General features: G+C 71.1%; 15 protein-coding genes. All 15 read left to right on the top strand.

Annotated elements, in window-relative coordinates; translation table 11 throughout:
- Window positions 1-156 precede the first annotated feature (156 nt).
- The 15 genes from pgsA (at window position 157) to relA (ending at window position 15,975) form a co-directional block, all read left to right on the top strand.
- A complete protein-coding gene (pgsA, locus tag AB0E85_RS08955) occupies window positions 157-915 on the top strand; it encodes a phosphatidylinositol phosphate synthase (protein ID WP_361924153.1) in 759 nt (252 codons plus the stop codon).
- Window positions 912-1,820, top strand: coding sequence for a phosphatidylinositol mannoside acyltransferase (locus AB0E85_RS08950; RefSeq protein WP_361924151.1), 909 nt, complete (start codon window positions 912-914; stop codon window positions 1,818-1,820). Before pgsA ends, AB0E85_RS08950 begins: the two co-directional genes overlap by 4 nt.
- Complete coding sequence (locus tag AB0E85_RS08945) at window positions 1,817-2,980, top strand: glycosyltransferase family 4 protein (protein WP_361924149.1); 1,164 nt, start codon at window positions 1,817-1,819, stop codon at window positions 2,978-2,980. Before AB0E85_RS08950 ends, AB0E85_RS08945 begins: the two co-directional genes overlap by 4 nt.
- 708 nt (window positions 2,981-3,688) lie before the next feature.
- Complete coding sequence (locus AB0E85_RS08940) at window positions 3,689-4,231, top strand: membrane protein (protein ID WP_033309754.1); 543 nt, start codon at window positions 3,689-3,691, stop codon at window positions 4,229-4,231.
- Window positions 4,232-4,366: 135 nt separating this feature from the next.
- Window positions 4,367-5,272 carry a pyridoxal 5'-phosphate synthase lyase subunit PdxS gene (pdxS, locus tag AB0E85_RS08935; protein ID WP_030843057.1) on the top strand — a complete coding sequence of 302 codons (906 nt, stop codon included), beginning with the start codon at window positions 4,367-4,369 and terminating at the stop codon, window positions 5,270-5,272.
- Between the two features lie 13 nt (window positions 5,273-5,285).
- The gene (gene pdxT, locus AB0E85_RS08930) at window positions 5,286-5,894 is read left to right on the top strand and encodes a pyridoxal 5'-phosphate synthase glutaminase subunit PdxT (protein WP_361924146.1); all 609 of its coding nucleotides are present in this window, start codon (window positions 5,286-5,288) and stop codon (window positions 5,892-5,894) included.
- Between the two features lie 48 nt (window positions 5,895-5,942).
- Window positions 5,943-6,695, top strand: a complete 753-nt coding sequence (locus AB0E85_RS08925; protein WP_097215555.1) for a YebC/PmpR family DNA-binding transcriptional regulator — start codon at window positions 5,943-5,945, stop codon at window positions 6,693-6,695.
- 109 nt (window positions 6,696-6,804) lie between these two features.
- Window positions 6,805-7,344 carry a crossover junction endodeoxyribonuclease RuvC gene (ruvC, locus tag AB0E85_RS08920; RefSeq protein ID WP_361924144.1) on the top strand — a complete coding sequence of 180 codons (540 nt, stop codon included), beginning with the start codon at window positions 6,805-6,807 and terminating at the stop codon, window positions 7,342-7,344.
- Window positions 7,341-7,946: a Holliday junction branch migration protein RuvA gene (ruvA, locus tag AB0E85_RS08915; protein ID WP_361924142.1), complete on the top strand. Its 606-nt coding sequence runs from the start codon at window positions 7,341-7,343 to the stop codon at window positions 7,944-7,946. The genes ruvC and ruvA overlap by 4 nt, the downstream gene beginning before the upstream one ends.
- A 22-nt stretch (window positions 7,947-7,968) precedes the next feature.
- Window positions 7,969-9,039 (top strand): Holliday junction branch migration DNA helicase RuvB, encoded by a 1,071-nt coding sequence (gene ruvB / locus AB0E85_RS08910; protein ID WP_361924140.1) that lies wholly within the window; start codon window positions 7,969-7,971, stop codon window positions 9,037-9,039.
- 185 nt (window positions 9,040-9,224) lie between these two features.
- Window positions 9,225-9,710 carry a preprotein translocase subunit YajC gene (yajC, locus tag AB0E85_RS08905; protein ID WP_361924138.1) on the top strand — a complete coding sequence of 162 codons (486 nt, stop codon included), beginning with the start codon at window positions 9,225-9,227 and terminating at the stop codon, window positions 9,708-9,710.
- Between the two features lie 132 nt (window positions 9,711-9,842).
- Entirely contained in the window at window positions 9,843-11,609 is a 1,767-nt protein-coding gene (gene secD / locus AB0E85_RS08900) for a protein translocase subunit SecD (protein WP_361924136.1), read from the top strand.
- A 1-nt stretch (window position 11,610) separates the two neighbouring features.
- Complete coding sequence (gene secF / locus AB0E85_RS08895) at window positions 11,611-12,723, top strand: protein translocase subunit SecF (RefSeq protein ID WP_361924134.1); 1,113 nt, start codon at window positions 11,611-11,613, stop codon at window positions 12,721-12,723.
- Complete coding sequence (locus tag AB0E85_RS08890) at window positions 12,720-13,259, top strand: adenine phosphoribosyltransferase (RefSeq protein ID WP_361924133.1); 540 nt, start codon at window positions 12,720-12,722, stop codon at window positions 13,257-13,259. The genes secF and AB0E85_RS08890 overlap by 4 nt, the downstream gene beginning before the upstream one ends.
- 193 nt (window positions 13,260-13,452) lie before the next feature.
- Complete coding sequence (gene relA / locus AB0E85_RS08885) at window positions 13,453-15,975, top strand: GTP pyrophosphokinase (protein ID WP_361924131.1); 2,523 nt, start codon at window positions 13,453-13,455, stop codon at window positions 15,973-15,975.
- Window positions 15,976-16,024: the final 49 nt, after the last annotated feature.

Here is a 16,024-nt window from a genome sequence, read left to right as displayed (position 1 = left end):
GGCGGCTCCGGCGTCGCCCGCGGTCATTCGACCTTCCCACTCCCGTCACGGTGCGTCCATACGAACGACGTGATCCCACCGCCCACCAGCGGCTCGCGGGTTCCCCCGAAAGGGGTCAGGGTGCCCGCACCTCGCCCACGCGCGCGCGTGACTACGATGGGCCAGCCGGTGGCCAGCAGGGGCCAGACGGCGACACCGACCCTCGGGAAGGCCATGCTGAACAAGTACGCGCGTGCATTCTTCACGCGTGTCCTCACACCGTTCGCCGCGTTTCTGATCCGGCGGGGCGTCAGCCCCGACACCGTCACGCTCATCGGCACCGCCGGTGTGGTGGCGGGCGCGCTGGTCTTCTACCCCATGGGCGAGTTCTTCTGGGGCACGGTCGTGATCACGCTCTTCGTGTTCTCCGACCTCGTCGACGGCAACATGGCCCGTCAGCTCGGCCGCTCCAGCCGCTGGGGCGCCTTCCTGGACTCCACGCTCGACCGGGTCGCCGACGGCGCGATCTTCGGCGGCTTCATCCTGTGGTACGCCGGTGGCGGCGACGACCTCGTCCTGTGCGCCGTCTCGATCTTCTGCCTGGCCAGCGGCCAGGTGGTGTCGTACACCAAGGCCCGGGGCGAGTCGATCGGCCTGCCGGTGGCGGTCAACGGGCTCGTCGAGCGGGCCGAGCGGCTGGTGATCTCCCTGGTCGCGGCCGGTTTCGCGGGCCTGCACAAGTTCGGCGTGCCCGGCATCCAGTACCTGCTGCCCGTCGCCCTGTGGATCGTCGCCGTCGGCAGCCTCGTCACGCTGATTCAGCGGGTCGTCACGGTGCGCCGGGAGTCCGCGGAGGCCGAGGCGGCCGCGCGGGACGAGCAGGACGACCAGGACGAGCAGCACAACGCCTCCCACGGGAGCGAGGCGGCCACGTGAGCGCACAGGACCGGCTGACGGACGCGCTGTACGGCCTCGGCTGGGGCACGGTCAAGAAGCTCCCCGAGCCGGCCGCCGTACGCCTCGGCCGGACCATCGCCGACCTGGCCTGGAAGCAGCGCGGCAAGGGCGTCCAGCGCCTGGAGAGCAACTACGCGCGCGTGGTGCCGGACGCGAGCCCCGAGCGCCTGGCCGAGCTGTCCCGTGCGGGCATGCGCTCCTACCTGCGCTACTGGATGGAGTCCTTCCGTCTCCCGGCGTGGGGCGAGGAGCGGATCAAGGGCGGCTTCGACCCCAAGGACCTGCATCACCTGACCGAGGGCCTGGCCGCCGGCAAGGGGGTCATACTCGCTCTGCCGCACCTCGCCAACTGGGACCTCGCCGGAGCCTGGGTCACCACGAAGCTCGGCATCCCCTTCACCACGGTCGCCGAGCGGCTGAAGCCCGAGACGCTCTACGACCGGTTCGTCGCCTACCGCGAGGGCCTCGGCATGGAGGTCCTGCCGCACAGCGGCGGCACCGCCTTCGGCACCCTGGCCCGGCGGCTGCGCGACGGCGGCCTGGTCTGCCTGGTCGCCGACCGCGACCTGTCCGCCTCCGGCGTCGAGGTCGACTTCTTCGGCGACACGGCCCGCATGCCGGCGGGGCCTGCCCTGCTCGCCCAGCAGACGGGCGCCCTGCTGCTGCCCGTCACGCTCTGGTACGACGACTCACCCGTGATGCGCGGCCGCGTCCACCCGCCGGTCGAGGTGCCCCAGTCGGGCACGCGCGCCGAGAAGACGTCCGTCATGACCCAGGCGCTGGCCGACGCCTTCGCCACCGGCATCGCCGACCATCCGGAGGACTGGCACATGCTCCAGCGCCTGTGGCTCGCGGACCTCGACCCCGGCAAGGGGCGCCCGTGAGAATCGGCATCGTCTGCCCGTACTCCTGGGACGTGCCGGGCGGCGTCCAGTTCCACATCCGGGACCTCGCCGAGTACTTCATCCGCCTCGGCCACGAGGTGTCCGTGCTCGCCCCCGCCGACGACGACACCCCGCTGCCGCCGTACGTCGTCTCGGCCGGACGGGCGGTACCGGTGCCCTACAACGGGTCGGTGGCCCGGCTGAACTTCGGCTTCCTGAGCGCCGCCCGGGTGCGCCGCTGGCTGCACGACGGCGCGTTCGACGTCATCCACATCCACGAGCCGACCTCGCCCTCCCTGGGCCTGCTGACCTGCTGGGCCGCGCAGGGGCCGATCGTGGCCACGTTCCACACGTCCAACCCGCGCTCCCGCGCGATGATCGCCGCGTACTCCATCCTCCAGGCCGCCCTGGAGAAGATCAGCGCCCGGATCGCGGTGAGCGAGTACGCCCGCCGCACGCTGGTGGAGCACCTCGGCGGCGACGCGGTCGTGATCCCGAACGGCGTCGACGTCGGCTTCTTCGCGGAGGCCGAGCCCAAGGCGGAGTGGCAGGGCGACACGATCGGCTTCATAGGGCGCATCGACGAACCCCGCAAGGGACTCCCGGTGCTGATGAAGGCCCTGCCGAAGATCCTCGCCGCGCGCCCGCAGACCCGGCTGCTGGTCGCCGGGCGCGGTGACGAGGAGGAGGCGGTGGAGTCCCTGCCGGCCGACCTGCGCTCCCGCATCGAGTTCCTCGGCATGGTCAGCGACGAGGACAAGGCCCGCTTCCTGCGCAGCGTCGACCTGTACGTCGCGCCCAACACCGGAGGCGAGAGCTTCGGCATCATCCTCGTCGAGGCCATGTCCGCCGGAGCCCCCGTCCTCGCCTCCGACCTGGACGCCTTCGCCCAGGTCCTGGACCGGGGGGCGGCCGGCGAGCTGTTCCCCAACGAGGACGCCGGCGCCCTGGCCGACGCGGCCGTACGGCTCCTGGCCGACCCGGAGCGGCGGGCGGAGCTGCGCGAGCGGGGGAGCGCCCACGTGCGGCGCTTCGACTGGTCGACCGTCGGCGCGGACATCCTGTCCGTCTACGAGACGGTGACGGCCGGCGCGGCGGCGGTCGCCGAGGACGAGCGGACGACCGGGCTGTGGGGGCGGCTGGGGTTCGCCCGGGACTGAGGGCTGGGGCGACGGCTTGTTCGGGCTGGGGTCGTCGGGTGGCCTGGGCTGGTCGGTTGTAGGGGCTGGGCAGGCGGGCCGTCCGTTGTGGCCGGTGTTGCGGGCTGGGCCGGTGCCGCGTGTGCCCGTCCGGGACAGCGCCGTGCCGACGGGCGTCTGGAGCGGCCGGTTCCGCGGCCTGGGGCGGCGGGTCGTCCGGGCTGGTAGGTTCCGCGGTCGGGGGCGGTGGGTCGTTCGGGCTGGTCGGTTCCGCGGTCGGGGGCGGTGGGTCGTCCGGGCTGGTCGGTTCCGCGGTCTGGGGCGGCGGGCCGTCCGGGCTGGTCGGTGGTGCGGTCTGGAGCGGCGGGTCGCCCGGCCTGGCCGGTTCCGCGTCTGGGATGGGCGGGCCCGGGCTGGCCGATGGTGCGGGCTGGGCCGACAGGTCACCACCCCGGATCGGCCGGATCCGTGCGGGCTGGGCCGGCAGGTCACTACCCCGGATCGGCCGGATCCGTGCGGGCTGGGCCGGCAGGCCACCACCCCGGATCGGCCGGATCCGGGACTGCGCCCGGGACCGACGGGAAGCGCCCGCGTCCGAGGATCGGACGGCGGGCCACCCGAACCCGGCCGGGGCCGGAGGTCGGGCCGCCCAGTCGCCCGCCGCAGCGGCCGGCCAAGCGCAGGGCGGGGTGAACGGGGTTGCCGCGCGGGCCGCTAGCCTTGCCGCCCGTGACCACCACTCTCATCTGGATCGCCGTCGCCCTGGTCGCGATCGGGCTCTACCTGAGCTGGACCGCCGGCCGGCTCGACCGTCTCCACGCCCGGATCGACGCCGCCCGGGCCGCCCTGGACGCGCAGCTGCTGCGCCGGGCCTCGGTGGCGCAGGAACTGGCGACCTCCGGGGTCCTGGACCCGGCCGCCTCCATCGTGCTGTACGAGGCCGCGCACGCCGCCCGGCAGGCCGAGCAGGAGCAGCGGGAGATCGCCGAGAGCGAACTGAGCCAGGCGCTGCGGGCCGTCTTCGGGGAGGCCCCGCAGGTGGAGGCGGTGCGGGAGGCGCCCGGGGGAGAGGAAGCGGCCCGGGAACTCACTGAGGCCGTCCGCAGGGTGCCGATGGCCCGCCGGTTCCACAACGACGCCGTACGGGCGGCCCGGGCCCTGCGCCGGCACCGCAAGGTGCGCTGGTTCCGCCTGGCCGGTCACGCGCCGTTCCCGATGGCCTTCGAAATGGACGACGAGCCCCCGGCTGCCCTGGTGGACCGGGCTGCCTGACCCCGTTCACCCGCCGTTTTCCGGCCGTCCGTCGCAAAAGGATCCACGGCGTTCCCATTGGCCCTTGCTGTGGCCTGGTTCTCTCACGTTTCCTCAGTGCTGCAGAAACCCTCTTTCCCATCAGCGAGGTCACCCGTGTCCATCTCCGAAAACCAGGCTCCCGAGACCGGCACCGCCCGAGTGAAGCGCGGCATGGCCGAGCAGCTCAAGGGCGGCGTGATCATGGACGTCGTCACGCCGGAGCAGGCCAAGATCGCCGAGGACGCGGGCGCCGTGGCCGTCATGGCCCTGGAGCGGGTCCCCGCCGACATCCGCAAGGACGGCGGCGTCGCCCGCATGTCGGACCCGGACATGATCGAGGGCATCATCGACGCCGTCTCGATCCCGGTGATGGCCAAGTCCCGCATCGGCCACTTCGTCGAGGCCCAGGTCCTTCAGTCCCTCGGCGTCGACTACATCGACGAGTCCGAGGTCCTCACCCCGGCCGACGAGGTCAACCACAGCGACAAGTTCGCCTTCACCACCCCCTTCGTCTGCGGCGCGACCAACCTGGGCGAGGCCCTGCGCCGCATCGCCGAGGGCGCCGCGATGATCCGCTCCAAGGGCGAGGCCGGCACCGGCAACGTCGTCGAGGCCGTCCGCCACCTGCGTCAGATCAAGAACGAGATCGCCCGCCTGCGCGGCTACGACAACAACGAGCTCTACGCCGCCGCCAAGGAGCTGCGCGCCCCCTACGAGCTGGTCAAGGAAGTCTCCGAGCTCGGCAAGCTCCCCGTGGTGCTGTTCTCCGCCGGCGGTGTCGCCACCCCGGCCGACGCGGCCCTGATGCGCCAGCTCGGCGCCGAGGGCGTCTTCGTCGGCTCCGGCATCTTCAAGTCCGGCGACCCGGCCAAGCGCGCCGCAGCCATCGTGAAGGCCACCACCTTCTACGACGACCCGAAGATCATCGCCGACGCCTCCCGCAACCTCGGCGAGGCCATGGTCGGCATCAACTGCGACACCCTCCCCGAGGCCGAGCGCTACGCCAACCGCGGCTGGTAAGGCACACGAATCCATGAGCGACACCCCCGTCATAGGCGTCCTGGCCCTCCAGGGCGACGTACGGGAGCACCTCGTCGCCCTGGCCGCGGCCGATGCCGTGGCCAGGCCGGTGCGGCGCCCCGAAGAACTCGCCGAGGTCGACGGTCTCGTCATCCCCGGCGGCGAGTCCACCACCATCTCCAAGCTGGCCGTCCTGTTCGGCCTGATGGAGCCCCTCCGCGCGCGTGTGCGGGACGGCATGCCCGTCTACGGCACCTGCGCGGGCATGATCATGCTCGCCGACAAGATCCTCGACCCGCGCTCGGGCCAGGAGACCATCGGCGGCATCGACATGATCGTGCGCCGCAACGCCTTCGGCCGGCAGAACGAGTCCTTCGAGGCCGCCGTCGGCATCCGGGGCATCGAGGGCGACCCCGTGGAGGGCGTCTTCATCCGCGCCCCCTGGGTGGAGTCGGTCGGCGCCGCGGCCGAGGTGCTCGCCGAGCACGAAGGCCACATCGTCGCGGTCCGTCAGGGCACCGCGCTGGCCACGTCGTTCCATCCGGAACTGACCGGCGACCACCGCGTCCACGCGCTGTTCGTCGACATGGTGCGGGCGAACCGGGCAGCCGAGTCCTTGTAGGATTCCTGCGTTCGTTGCTGAGACGGTTTACGCGAAGGAGACAGGCAGATGTCCGGCCACTCTAAATGGGCTACGACGAAGCACAAGAAGGCCGTGATCGATGCCAAGCGCGGCAAGCTCTTCGCGAAGCTGATCAAGAACATCGAGGTCGCGGCCCGCATGGGCGGCGTCGACATCGAGGGCAACCCGACCCTCTACGACGCCATCCAGAAGGCCAAGAAGCAGTCGGTCCCGAACAAGAACATCGACTCCGCGGTCAAGCGCGGTGGCGGTCTCGAGGCCGGCGGCGCCGACTACGAGACGATCATGTACGAGGGCTACGGCCCGAACGGCGTGGCCGTGCTCATCGAGTGCCTCACCGACAACCGCAACCGCGCCGCCTCCGAGGTCCGCGTCGCCATGACCCGCAACGGCGGCTCCATGGCCGACCCGGGCTCGGTGTCGTACCTGTTCAACCGCAAGGGCGTCGTGATCGTCCCCAAGGGCGAGCTGTCCGAGGACGACGTGCTGGCCGCCGTGCTCGACGCGGGCGCCGAGGAGGTCAACGACCTCGGCGAGAGCTTCGAGGTCCTCAGCGAGGCCACCGACCTGGTCGCGGTCCGCACCGCCCTCCAGGACGCCGGCATCGACTACGACTCCGCCGACGCCAACTTCGTCCCGACCATGCAGGTCGAGCTGGACGAGGAGGGCGCCAAGAAGATCTTCAAGCTGATCGACGCGCTGGAGGACAGCGACGACGTGCAGAACGTCTTCGCCAACTTCGACGTCAGCGACGAGGTCATGGAGAAGGTCGACGCGTAACGCCGGGCTCCACCGAGTCAACGGGCCGACGGGACACACCCCGTCGGCCCGTCGCGTTGTCGGTGGCACCCGATAGCCTGCACAAACAGGTGAGCGAAAGGGAGGGCGCGTGCGCGTACTGGGGGTGGACCCGGGACTGACCCGGTGTGGTGTCGGCGTCGTCGAGGGCGTCGCCGGACGGCCGCTCACGATGATCGGCGTCGGCGTCGTGCGCACGCCCGCGGACGCCGAGCTCGGTCACCGCCTCGTCGCCGTCGAGCAGGGCATCGAGCAGTGGCTCGACGAGCACCGGCCCGAATGCGTCGCCGTCGAGCGCGTGTTCAGCCAGCACAACGTCCGTACGGTGATGGGCACCGCGCAGGCCAGCGCCGTCGCCATGCTCTGTGCCGCCCGCCGCGGCATCCCCGTGGCGCTGCACACCCCGAGCGAGGTCAAGGCCGCCGTCACCGGCAGCGGCCGCGCCGACAAGGCACAGGTGGGCGCCATGGTCACCCGCCTCCTCCGGCTCAGCGCCCCGCCCAAGCCCGCCGACGCGGCCGACGCCCTCGCCCTCGCCATCTGCCACATCTGGCGCGCCCCCGCGCAGAACCGACTCCAGCAGGCCGTCGCCCTGCACACCGCCAAAGCACCGAAAGGCCGGACGGCATGATCGCCTTCGTCAGCGGCACAGTGGCCGCACTCGCTCCGGACGCCGCGGTCGTCGAGGTCGGCGGCGTCGGCATGGCCGTCCAGTGCACGCCGAACACACTGTCCACGCTCCGCATGGGCCGGCCGGCCAAGCTGCACACCTCCCTGGTCGTCCGTGAGGACTCCCTGACCCTCTACGGCTTCGCGGACGACGACGAGCGGCAGGTCTTCGAGCTGCTTCAGACCGCGAGCGGCGTGGGGCCGAGACTCGCCCAGGCCATGCTCGCCGTGCACAGCCCCGACGCGCTGCGCCGGGCGGTGTCCACCGCCGACGAGAAGGCCCTCACCGCCGTCCCCGGCATCGGCAAGAAGGGCGCGCAGAAACTGCTCCTGGAGCTGAAGGACCGGCTCGGCGCGCCCGTCGGCGCCCCGGCCGTCGGCGCCCCGGCCGGCAGCGGCTGGCGTGACCAGCTGCACGCGGCCCTGATCGGCCTCGGGTACGCGACCCGGGAGGCCGACGAGGCCGTGACGGCCGTGGCCCCGCAGGCCGAGGCCGCCGACGGCACGCCCCAGGTCGGCCAGCTGCTGAAGGCGGCCCTCCAGACCCTGAACCGCGCCCGCTGACCCCCACCCTGAGGCACATCACATGAACTGGGACGACACGACCGACGCCGATGCCGCCGAGCGGCTGGTGGGCTCCGTCGCCGACCGTGAGGACCAGGCCGTCGAGGCCGCCCTGCGCCCCAAGGACCTGGACGAGTTCATCGGCCAGGAGAAGGTCCGCGAGCAGCTCGACCTCGTCCTGCGCGCCGCACGCGCGCGTGGCGCGACGGCCGACCACGTACTGCTCTCCGGCGCCCCCGGCCTCGGCAAGACCACCCTGTCGATGATCATCGCGGCCGAGATGGGCGCCCCCATCCGCATCACCTCGGGCCCCGCCATCCAGCACGCCGGCGACCTCGCCGCGATCCTCTCCTCCCTCCAGGAGGGCGAGGTCCTCTTCCTCGACGAGATCCACCGCATGTCCCGGCCCGCCGAGGAGATGCTGTACATGGCGATGGAGGACTTCCGCGTCGACGTCATCGTCGGCAAGGGCCCCGGCGCCACGGCCATCCCCCTGGAGCTGCCCCCCTTCACGCTGGTCGGCGCCACCACCCGCGCCGGCCTGCTGCCGCCCCCGCTGCGCGACCGCTTCGGCTTCACCGCTCACATGGAGTTCTACGAGCCGGCCGAACTAGAGGGGGTCATCCACCGCTCGGCCGACCTCCTCGAAGTCGAGATCGAGCCGGAGGGCGCCGCCGAGATCGCCGGACGCTCCCGCGGCACGCCCCGCATCGCCAACCGCCTGCTGCGCCGCGTCCGCGACTACGCGCAGGTCAAGGCCGACGGCCTGATCACCAGGGACATCGCAGCGGCGGCCCTCGCCGTGTACGAGGTGGACGCGCGCGGCCTCGACCGCCTCGACCGGGGTGTGCTGGAAGCCCTCCTCAAGCTGTTCGGCGGCGGTCCGGTCGGCCTGTCCACGCTCGCTGTCGCGGTCGGGGAGGAACGTGAGACCGTGGAGGAGGTCGCCGAACCCTTCCTCGTACGGGAGGGACTGCTGGCCCGCACCCCCCGCGGACGGGTCGCCACGCCCGCCGCATGGGCGCATCTCGGCCTCACCCCGCCACGGTCCCAGACCGCCGGAAACGGACAACAGGACCTGTTCGGGGCGTGACGACGCCGTCACGGCTCCGGGGCGGCGAGGTCAGTGGCCGGAGCAGGAACCCCGGTGCCATGCTGAGCGTTGTTCCATGCGCGCGGACTCGCTTAGACTCCGCCGATGCCGCCTTTGACGGCGGCGTACACACCCCCAACCATCTGGCCGCTCACAGCGCGGTCGTGTGAAGGAAGTACCGACCCGTGAGTCTCCTGACCCTCCTCCCGTTCATCGTGCTCATCGGGGCCATGTTCCTGATGACCCGGTCGGCAAAGAAGAAGCAGCAGCAGGCCGTGGACATGCGGAACCAAATGCAGCCCGGCAGCGGCATCCGCACCATCGGGGGCATGTACGCCACGGTCAAGGAGGTCAACGAGGACACCGTCCTCGTCGACGCCGGTCCCGGCGTCGAACTCCTCTTCGCCAAGAACGCCGTCGGCGCCGTCCTCACCGACGACGAGTACAACCGCATCGTCCACGGCGTCGAGCACGACCTGAAGTCCGACGCCGACATCGTCCCGGACGACGCCTCCTCCCTCACCGGGACCGACGACTCCGCCGCCCCCGCTGACGACAAGGCCGTCGACCTCGGCAAGAAGGACGCAGCCGAGGAGCCGGCCGACGAGGCGGCCGAGGCCAAGCCGGACGCAGAGCCGAAGAAGACCGACGGCGACTCCGAGGCGAAGTAGTCGTGTCCCGGGGTGCGCGGGTCCTGCCCGCGCGCCCCGGGACACGCCCAGCTCGCACGGAGTCCCGACACCATGTCATGGCCGCCCGTCCGCCGATCCGGAGCGAGGTGGCCCGAGAGGGAGTACGAGAAGGTGGCCACACCTAAAAAGGGCAGGAACGCGAGCGCCCAGAGCAAGCCGGGGCGCTCGCTGGCCCTGATCCTGATCGCCATCGCGGCGCTCACCGGTGGGATGTTCGCCTCGGGGCACACGAAGCCCCGTCTCGGCATCGACCTTGCCGGCGGTACGAGCATCACGCTCCGCGCGGTCCCCGAGGCCGGCAACGAGGCGGCGATCAACAAGACCAACATGGACACCGCCGTCTCCATCATGGAGCGCCGTGTCAATGGTCTGGGCGTCTCCGAGTCCGAGGTCCAGACGCAGGGCCGGGAAAACATCATCGTCAACATTCCCAAGGGCACCAACTCGGAGCAGGCCCGCAAGCAGGTCGGCACCACCGCCAAGCTCTACTTCCGTCCGGTCCTCGCCACCGAGATCGCCGGCGGCAAGGGCACGGCCAGCCCCTCTCCGAGCCCCACCGGCAAGCCCTCGGACCAGCCCTCCGGCAAGGCGTCCGACAAGCCCGAGGCCACCGACAAGAACTCCGCCTCGCCGTCCGCCACGCCCACCACCCAGGGCCGCGCGGTCACCGACGCGCTGAAGGCCGACGCCACGCCGTCGGCGAGCGCCTCGGACAAGCCCGGGTCCAGCCCCTCCCCGTCGGGGAGCGGCGGCACCGCCCAGGACGACGCGAACGCGCTCCAGGCGAAGTACGCCAAGCTCGACTGCACCGACGAGAAGACCCGTTCCACCGTGGGTGACGACGCCAAGGCCTCCGACCCGACCCTTGCTTGCGGCAAGAACTCGCAGGGCCAGTGGCAGAAGTACATCCTCGGCCCCGCCGAGGTCGACGGCACGGACGTCGACAAGGCCCAGGCCACTCTGGACACCCAGAGGGGCGCGGGCTGGACGGTCCAGATGGACTTCACCGACGGGGGCGCCAAGAAGTTCGGCGACATCACCGGCAAGCTGGCCCAGAACCAGCCGCCGCAGAACCAGTTCGCGATCGTCCTGGACGGCGACGTGGTCTCCGATCCGTCTGTCAAGGAGGCCCTGACCGGCGGCAACGCCGAGATCTCCGGCAACTTCAACCAGCAGTCCGCCCAGGACCTGTCCAACATGCTGAGCTACGGTGCGCTGCCGCTGACGTTCAAGGTGGACAGCATGACGACCGTGACCGCCGCGCTGGGCGGTGACCAGCTCCAGGCCGGTCTGATCGCCGGCGCGATCGGTCTCGCGCTGGTCGTCATCTACCTGCTGGTGTACTACCGCGGCCTGTCGTTCATCGCGATCCTCTCGCTGCTGGTCTCGGCCGCCCTCACCTACACGCTCATGTCCTTGCTCGGCCCGGCCATCGGCTTCGCGCTGAACCTGCCGGCCGTGTGCGGCGCCATCGTCGCCATCGGCATCACGGCGGACTCGTTCATCGTGTACTTCGAACGCGTCCGTGACGAGATCCGCGAGGGCCGCTCGCTGCGCCCCGCCGTCGAGCGGGCCTGGCCGCGCGCCCGTCGCACCATCCTGGTCTCCGACTTCGTGTCGTTCCTGGCCGCAGCGGTGCTCTTCATCGTCACCGTCGGCAAGGTCCAGGGCTTCGCGTTCACGCTCGGCCTGACCACCCTGCTCGACGTGGTCGTGGTGTTCCTCTTCACCAAGCCGCTGCTGACGCTCATGGCCCGCCGCCCGTTCTTCGCGAACGGCCACAAGTGGTCCGGCCTCGACCCGAAGAGCCTGGGTGCCCAGCCGCCGCTGCGCCGCACCCGCCGTCCCTCCGCCCCCGTCGAGACGAAGGAGGCGTGAGATGTCGAAACTCGGCAACCTCGGCGCCCGGCTGCACCGCGGCGAGATCGGCTACGACTTCGTCAAGAACCGCAAGATCTGGTACGGCCTCTCCATCCTGATCACCATCGTGGCCATCGCCGGTCTGGCGGTCCGCGGCCTGAACATGGGCATCGAGTTCCAGGGCGGCGCGGTCTTCAACACCCCGAAGAACACCAGCGTCTCGGTGTCCCAGGCGGAGCAGTACGCGGAAGAGGCCTCCGGCCACGACGCGATCGTCCAGCAGCTCGGCGACGGCAGCATGCGCATCCAGGTCGCCGGCATCGACACCGGTGCCGCGAACCAGATCAAGAGCACGCTCGCCGACGACCTCAAGATCGACTCGGAGCAGATCAACGCCGAGCTGGTCGGCCCCAGCTGGGGCGAGCAGATCGCGAACAAGGCCTGGCAGGGTCTCGGGATCTTCATGGTCCTCGTGGTGATCTACCTGGCGATCGCCTTCGAGTGGCGTATGGCCGTCGCGGCGTTCGTCGCGCTGATCCACGACATCACCATCACCGTCGGCATCTACGCCCTCGTCGGCTTCGAGGTCACCCCGGGCACGGTGATCGGTCTGCTGACCATCCTCGGCTACTCGCTCTACGACACGGTCGTGGTGTTCGACAGCCTCAAGGAACAGACGAAGGACCTCACCAAACAGACCCGCTGGACCTACAGCGACGTCGCCAACCGCTCGATCAACAGCACGCTGGTCCGCTCCATCAACACCACGGTCGTCGCGCTGCTGCCGGTCGCGGGCCTGCTGTTCATCGGTGGCGGCGTCCTCGGTGCCGGCATGCTGAACGACATCTCGCTGTCGCTGTTCGTCGGTCTGGCCGCCGGTGCGTACTCCTCGATCTTCATCGCCACGCCGCTCGTCGCCGACCTCAAGGAGCGCGAGCCGGCGATGAAGGCCCTGAAGAAGCGCGTCCTGGCCAAGCGGGCCCAGTCCGCCGCCCAGGGAGGCCCCGAGGCCCACGACGAGGAGACGTACGCCGACGAGCCCGAGGACGCCGCACCCGCGGTGGTCGGGCCCCGCAACCAGCCCGCCTCCCGCACCCGCGGCCGCGGCCGCCCCTCGGGGAAGCGCCGATGACCGAGATCAGGGAGCTGCTGCTCCGCCGCATCCGTGACGTGGCCGACTACCCGGAGCCGGGGGTGATGTTCAAGGACATCACCCCGCTCCTGGCGGACCCGGCGGCGTTCACCGCGCTGACCGACGCCCTCGCCGAGATCGCCCAGCGCACAGGCGCCACGAAGGTCGTCGGGCTGGAGGCCCGCGGCTTCATCCTCGGCGCCCCGGTCGCCGTCCGCGCCGGTCTCGGCTTCATCCCCGTGCGCAAGGCGGGCAAGCTCCCCGGAGCCACCCTCGCCCAGGCCTACGACCTGGAGTACGGCTCGGCGGAGATCGAGGTGCACGCCGAGGACCTCAGCGACGGGGACCGCGTCCTGATCGTCGACGACGTCCTCGCCACCGGAGGCACCGCCGAGGCCTCGGTCCAGCTCATCCGCCGGGCCGGCGCCGAGGTCGCCGGCCTCGCCGTCCTCATGGAGCTCGGCTTCCTGAGCGGTCGCGCCCGCCTGGAGCCGGCCCTGAACGGTGCTCCGCTGGAGGCCCTGCTCACGGTCTAGCGACCGCGCGGCGGGCCGGTGGACACCGGCAGGACAGCGCACAGGCGGGCACCGGACGATCCGGTGCCCGCCTCGTGCGTTTCCCGGGTAGACGGTCCTCACATTGGCCTGAAGGCGATCCCGGGGCCCGGGATCGCTACCATGGGGGTCCGGAGCCTGACCGGGGGAACCGGATCGCGCACGAGGAGCCCTCTTGCCAGACGAGGCCCAGCACCTGACCGCCGCCAAGCCCGAGTCCGCCTCGGCAGCCGCGGCCAAGCCCGCGCCGAACGCGCCCCACGCGAAGAACGACACCCGCGGGCCGGTCGAGCACGCCCAGGCGGCGCCGGTCGACAAACCGGCGGAGCAGTCGCGGCCCAAGCCCACCCCGCCGCCCGCGGTACGTCAGGCACCCGGACAGCCGGCCCGCTCCGGCTCCTCCAACCGCGTCCGCGCCCGGCTGGCCCGGCTCGGTGTGCAGCGCGCGAACCCGTACAACCCGGTGCTGGAGCCGTTGCTGCGGATAGTGCGCAGCAACGACCCGAAGATCGAGACGGCCACGCTCCGCCAGATCGAGCGCGCCTACCAGGTCGCCGAGCGCTGGCACCGCGGCCAGAAGCGCAAGAGCGGCGACCCGTACATCACGCACCCCCTCGCCGTCACCACCATCCTCGCCGAGCTGGGCATGGATCCGGCCACGCTGATGGCCGGCCTGCTGCACGACACGGTCGAGGACACCGAGTACGGCCTGGACGACCTGCGCCGCGACTTCGGCGACGTCGTCACCCTGCTCGTCGACGGCGTCACCAAACTGGACAAGGTCAAGTTCGGCGAAGCCGCGCAGGCCGAGACGGTGCGCAAGATGGTCGTCGCCATGGCCAAGGACCCGCGCGTCCTGGTCATCAAGCTCGCCGACCGCCTGCACAACATGCGCACCATGCGCTACCTCAAGCGCGAGAAGCAGGAGAAGAAGGCGCGCGAGACCCTGGAGATCTACGCGCCGCTCGCCCACCGCCTGGGCATGAACACCATCAAGTGGGAGCTGGAGGACCTCGCCTTCGCGATCCTCTACCCCAAGATGTACGACGAGATCGTACGGCTCGTGGCCGAGCGGGCACCGAAGCGGGACGAGTACCTGGCCATCGTCACCGACGAGGTCCAGCAGGACCTGCGCGCGGCCCGCATCAAGGCGACCGTCACCGGCCGCCCGAAGCACTACTACAGCGTCTACCAGAAGATGATCGTCCGCGGCCGGGACTTCGCGGAGATCTACGACCTGGTGGGCATCCGCGTCCTCGTGGACACCGTCCGCGACTGCTACGCGGCCCTCGGCACGGTGCACGCGCGATGGAACCCGGTCCCCGGCCGGTTCAAGGACTACATCGCGATGCCCAAGTTCAACATGTACCAGTCGCTGCACACGACGGTCATCGGCCCGGGTGGCAAGCCGGTCGAGCTCCAGATCCGCACCTTCGACATGCACCGCCGCGCCGAGTACGGCATCGCCGCGCACTGGAAGTACAAGCAGGAGGCCGTCGCGGGTGCCTCCAAGGTGCGCAGCGACGCCCCCAAGTCGTCCGGCAAGGGCAAGGACGACCACCTCAACGACATGGCCTGGCTGCGTCAGCTGCTGGACTGGCAGAAGGAGACGGAGGACCCGGGCGAGTTCCTGGAGTCCCTGCGCTTCGACCTGTCCCGCAACGAGGTCTTCGTCTTCACCCCCAAGGGCGACGTCATAGCGCTCCCGGCCGGTGCCACCCCGGTGGACTTCGCCTACGCGGTGCACACCGAGGTCGGGCACCGCACGATAGGCGCCCGTGTCAACGGCCGGCTGGTGCCGCTGGAGTCCACCCTCGACAACGGCGACCTGGTGGAGGTCTTCACCTCCAAGGCACCCGGCGCCGGCCCCTCCCGCGACTGGCTCGGCTTCGTCAAGTCACCGCGCGCCCGCAACAAGATCCGCGCCTGGTTCTCCAAGGAACGCCGCGACGAGGCGATCGAACAGGGCAAGGACGCCATCGTCCGCGCGATGCGCAAGCAGAACCTGCCGATCCAGCGCATCCTGACCGGCGACTCCCTGGTGACCCTCGCCCACGAGATGCGCTACGCCGACATCTCCGCGCTGTACGCGGCGATCGGCGAGGGCCATGTCTCCGCACAGAACATCGTGCAGAAGCTGGTCCAGGCCCTCGGTGGGGAGGAGGCCGCCACCGAGGAGATCGACGAGTCGGTCCCGCCGGCCCGCGGACGCAGCCGCAAGCGCCGTACCAGCGCGGACCCGGGCGTCGTCGTCAAGGGCGTCGAGGACGTGTGGGTCAAGCTGGCCCGCTGCTGCACGCCCGTGCCGGGCGACCCCATCATCGGCTTCGTCACCCGCGGCAGCGGCGTATCGGTTCACCGCAGCGACTGCGTGAACGTGGACTCGCTGTCCCGTGAGCCGGAGCGCATCCTCGACGTCGAGTGGGCGCCCACGCAGTCCTCGGTCTTCCTGGTCGCCATCCAGGTCGAGGCCCTGGACCGCTCCCGGCTCCTCTCGGACGTCACCCGCGTGCTGTCCGACCAGCACGTCAACATCCTCTCCGCGGCCGTCCAGACCTCCCGCGACCGCGTCGCCACCTCCCGCTTCACCTTCGAGATGGGCGACCCGAAGCACCTCGGGCACGTGCTCAAGGCGGTCCGGGGCGTGGAAGGCGTCTACGACGTGTACCGGGTGACGTCGGCGCGCAGCAGGTCGTAGCCGGCCGTCCCGGACGCGAAAGCCGCACCCACCACCCGGGAGTCGCGCA

It is taken from the genome of Streptomyces sp. NPDC029044 (genome assembly GCF_040637495.1).
Lineage (GTDB): Bacteria > Actinomycetota > Actinomycetes > Streptomycetales > Streptomycetaceae > Streptomyces.
This window is presented reverse-complemented; position numbering and strand designations above follow the sequence as displayed.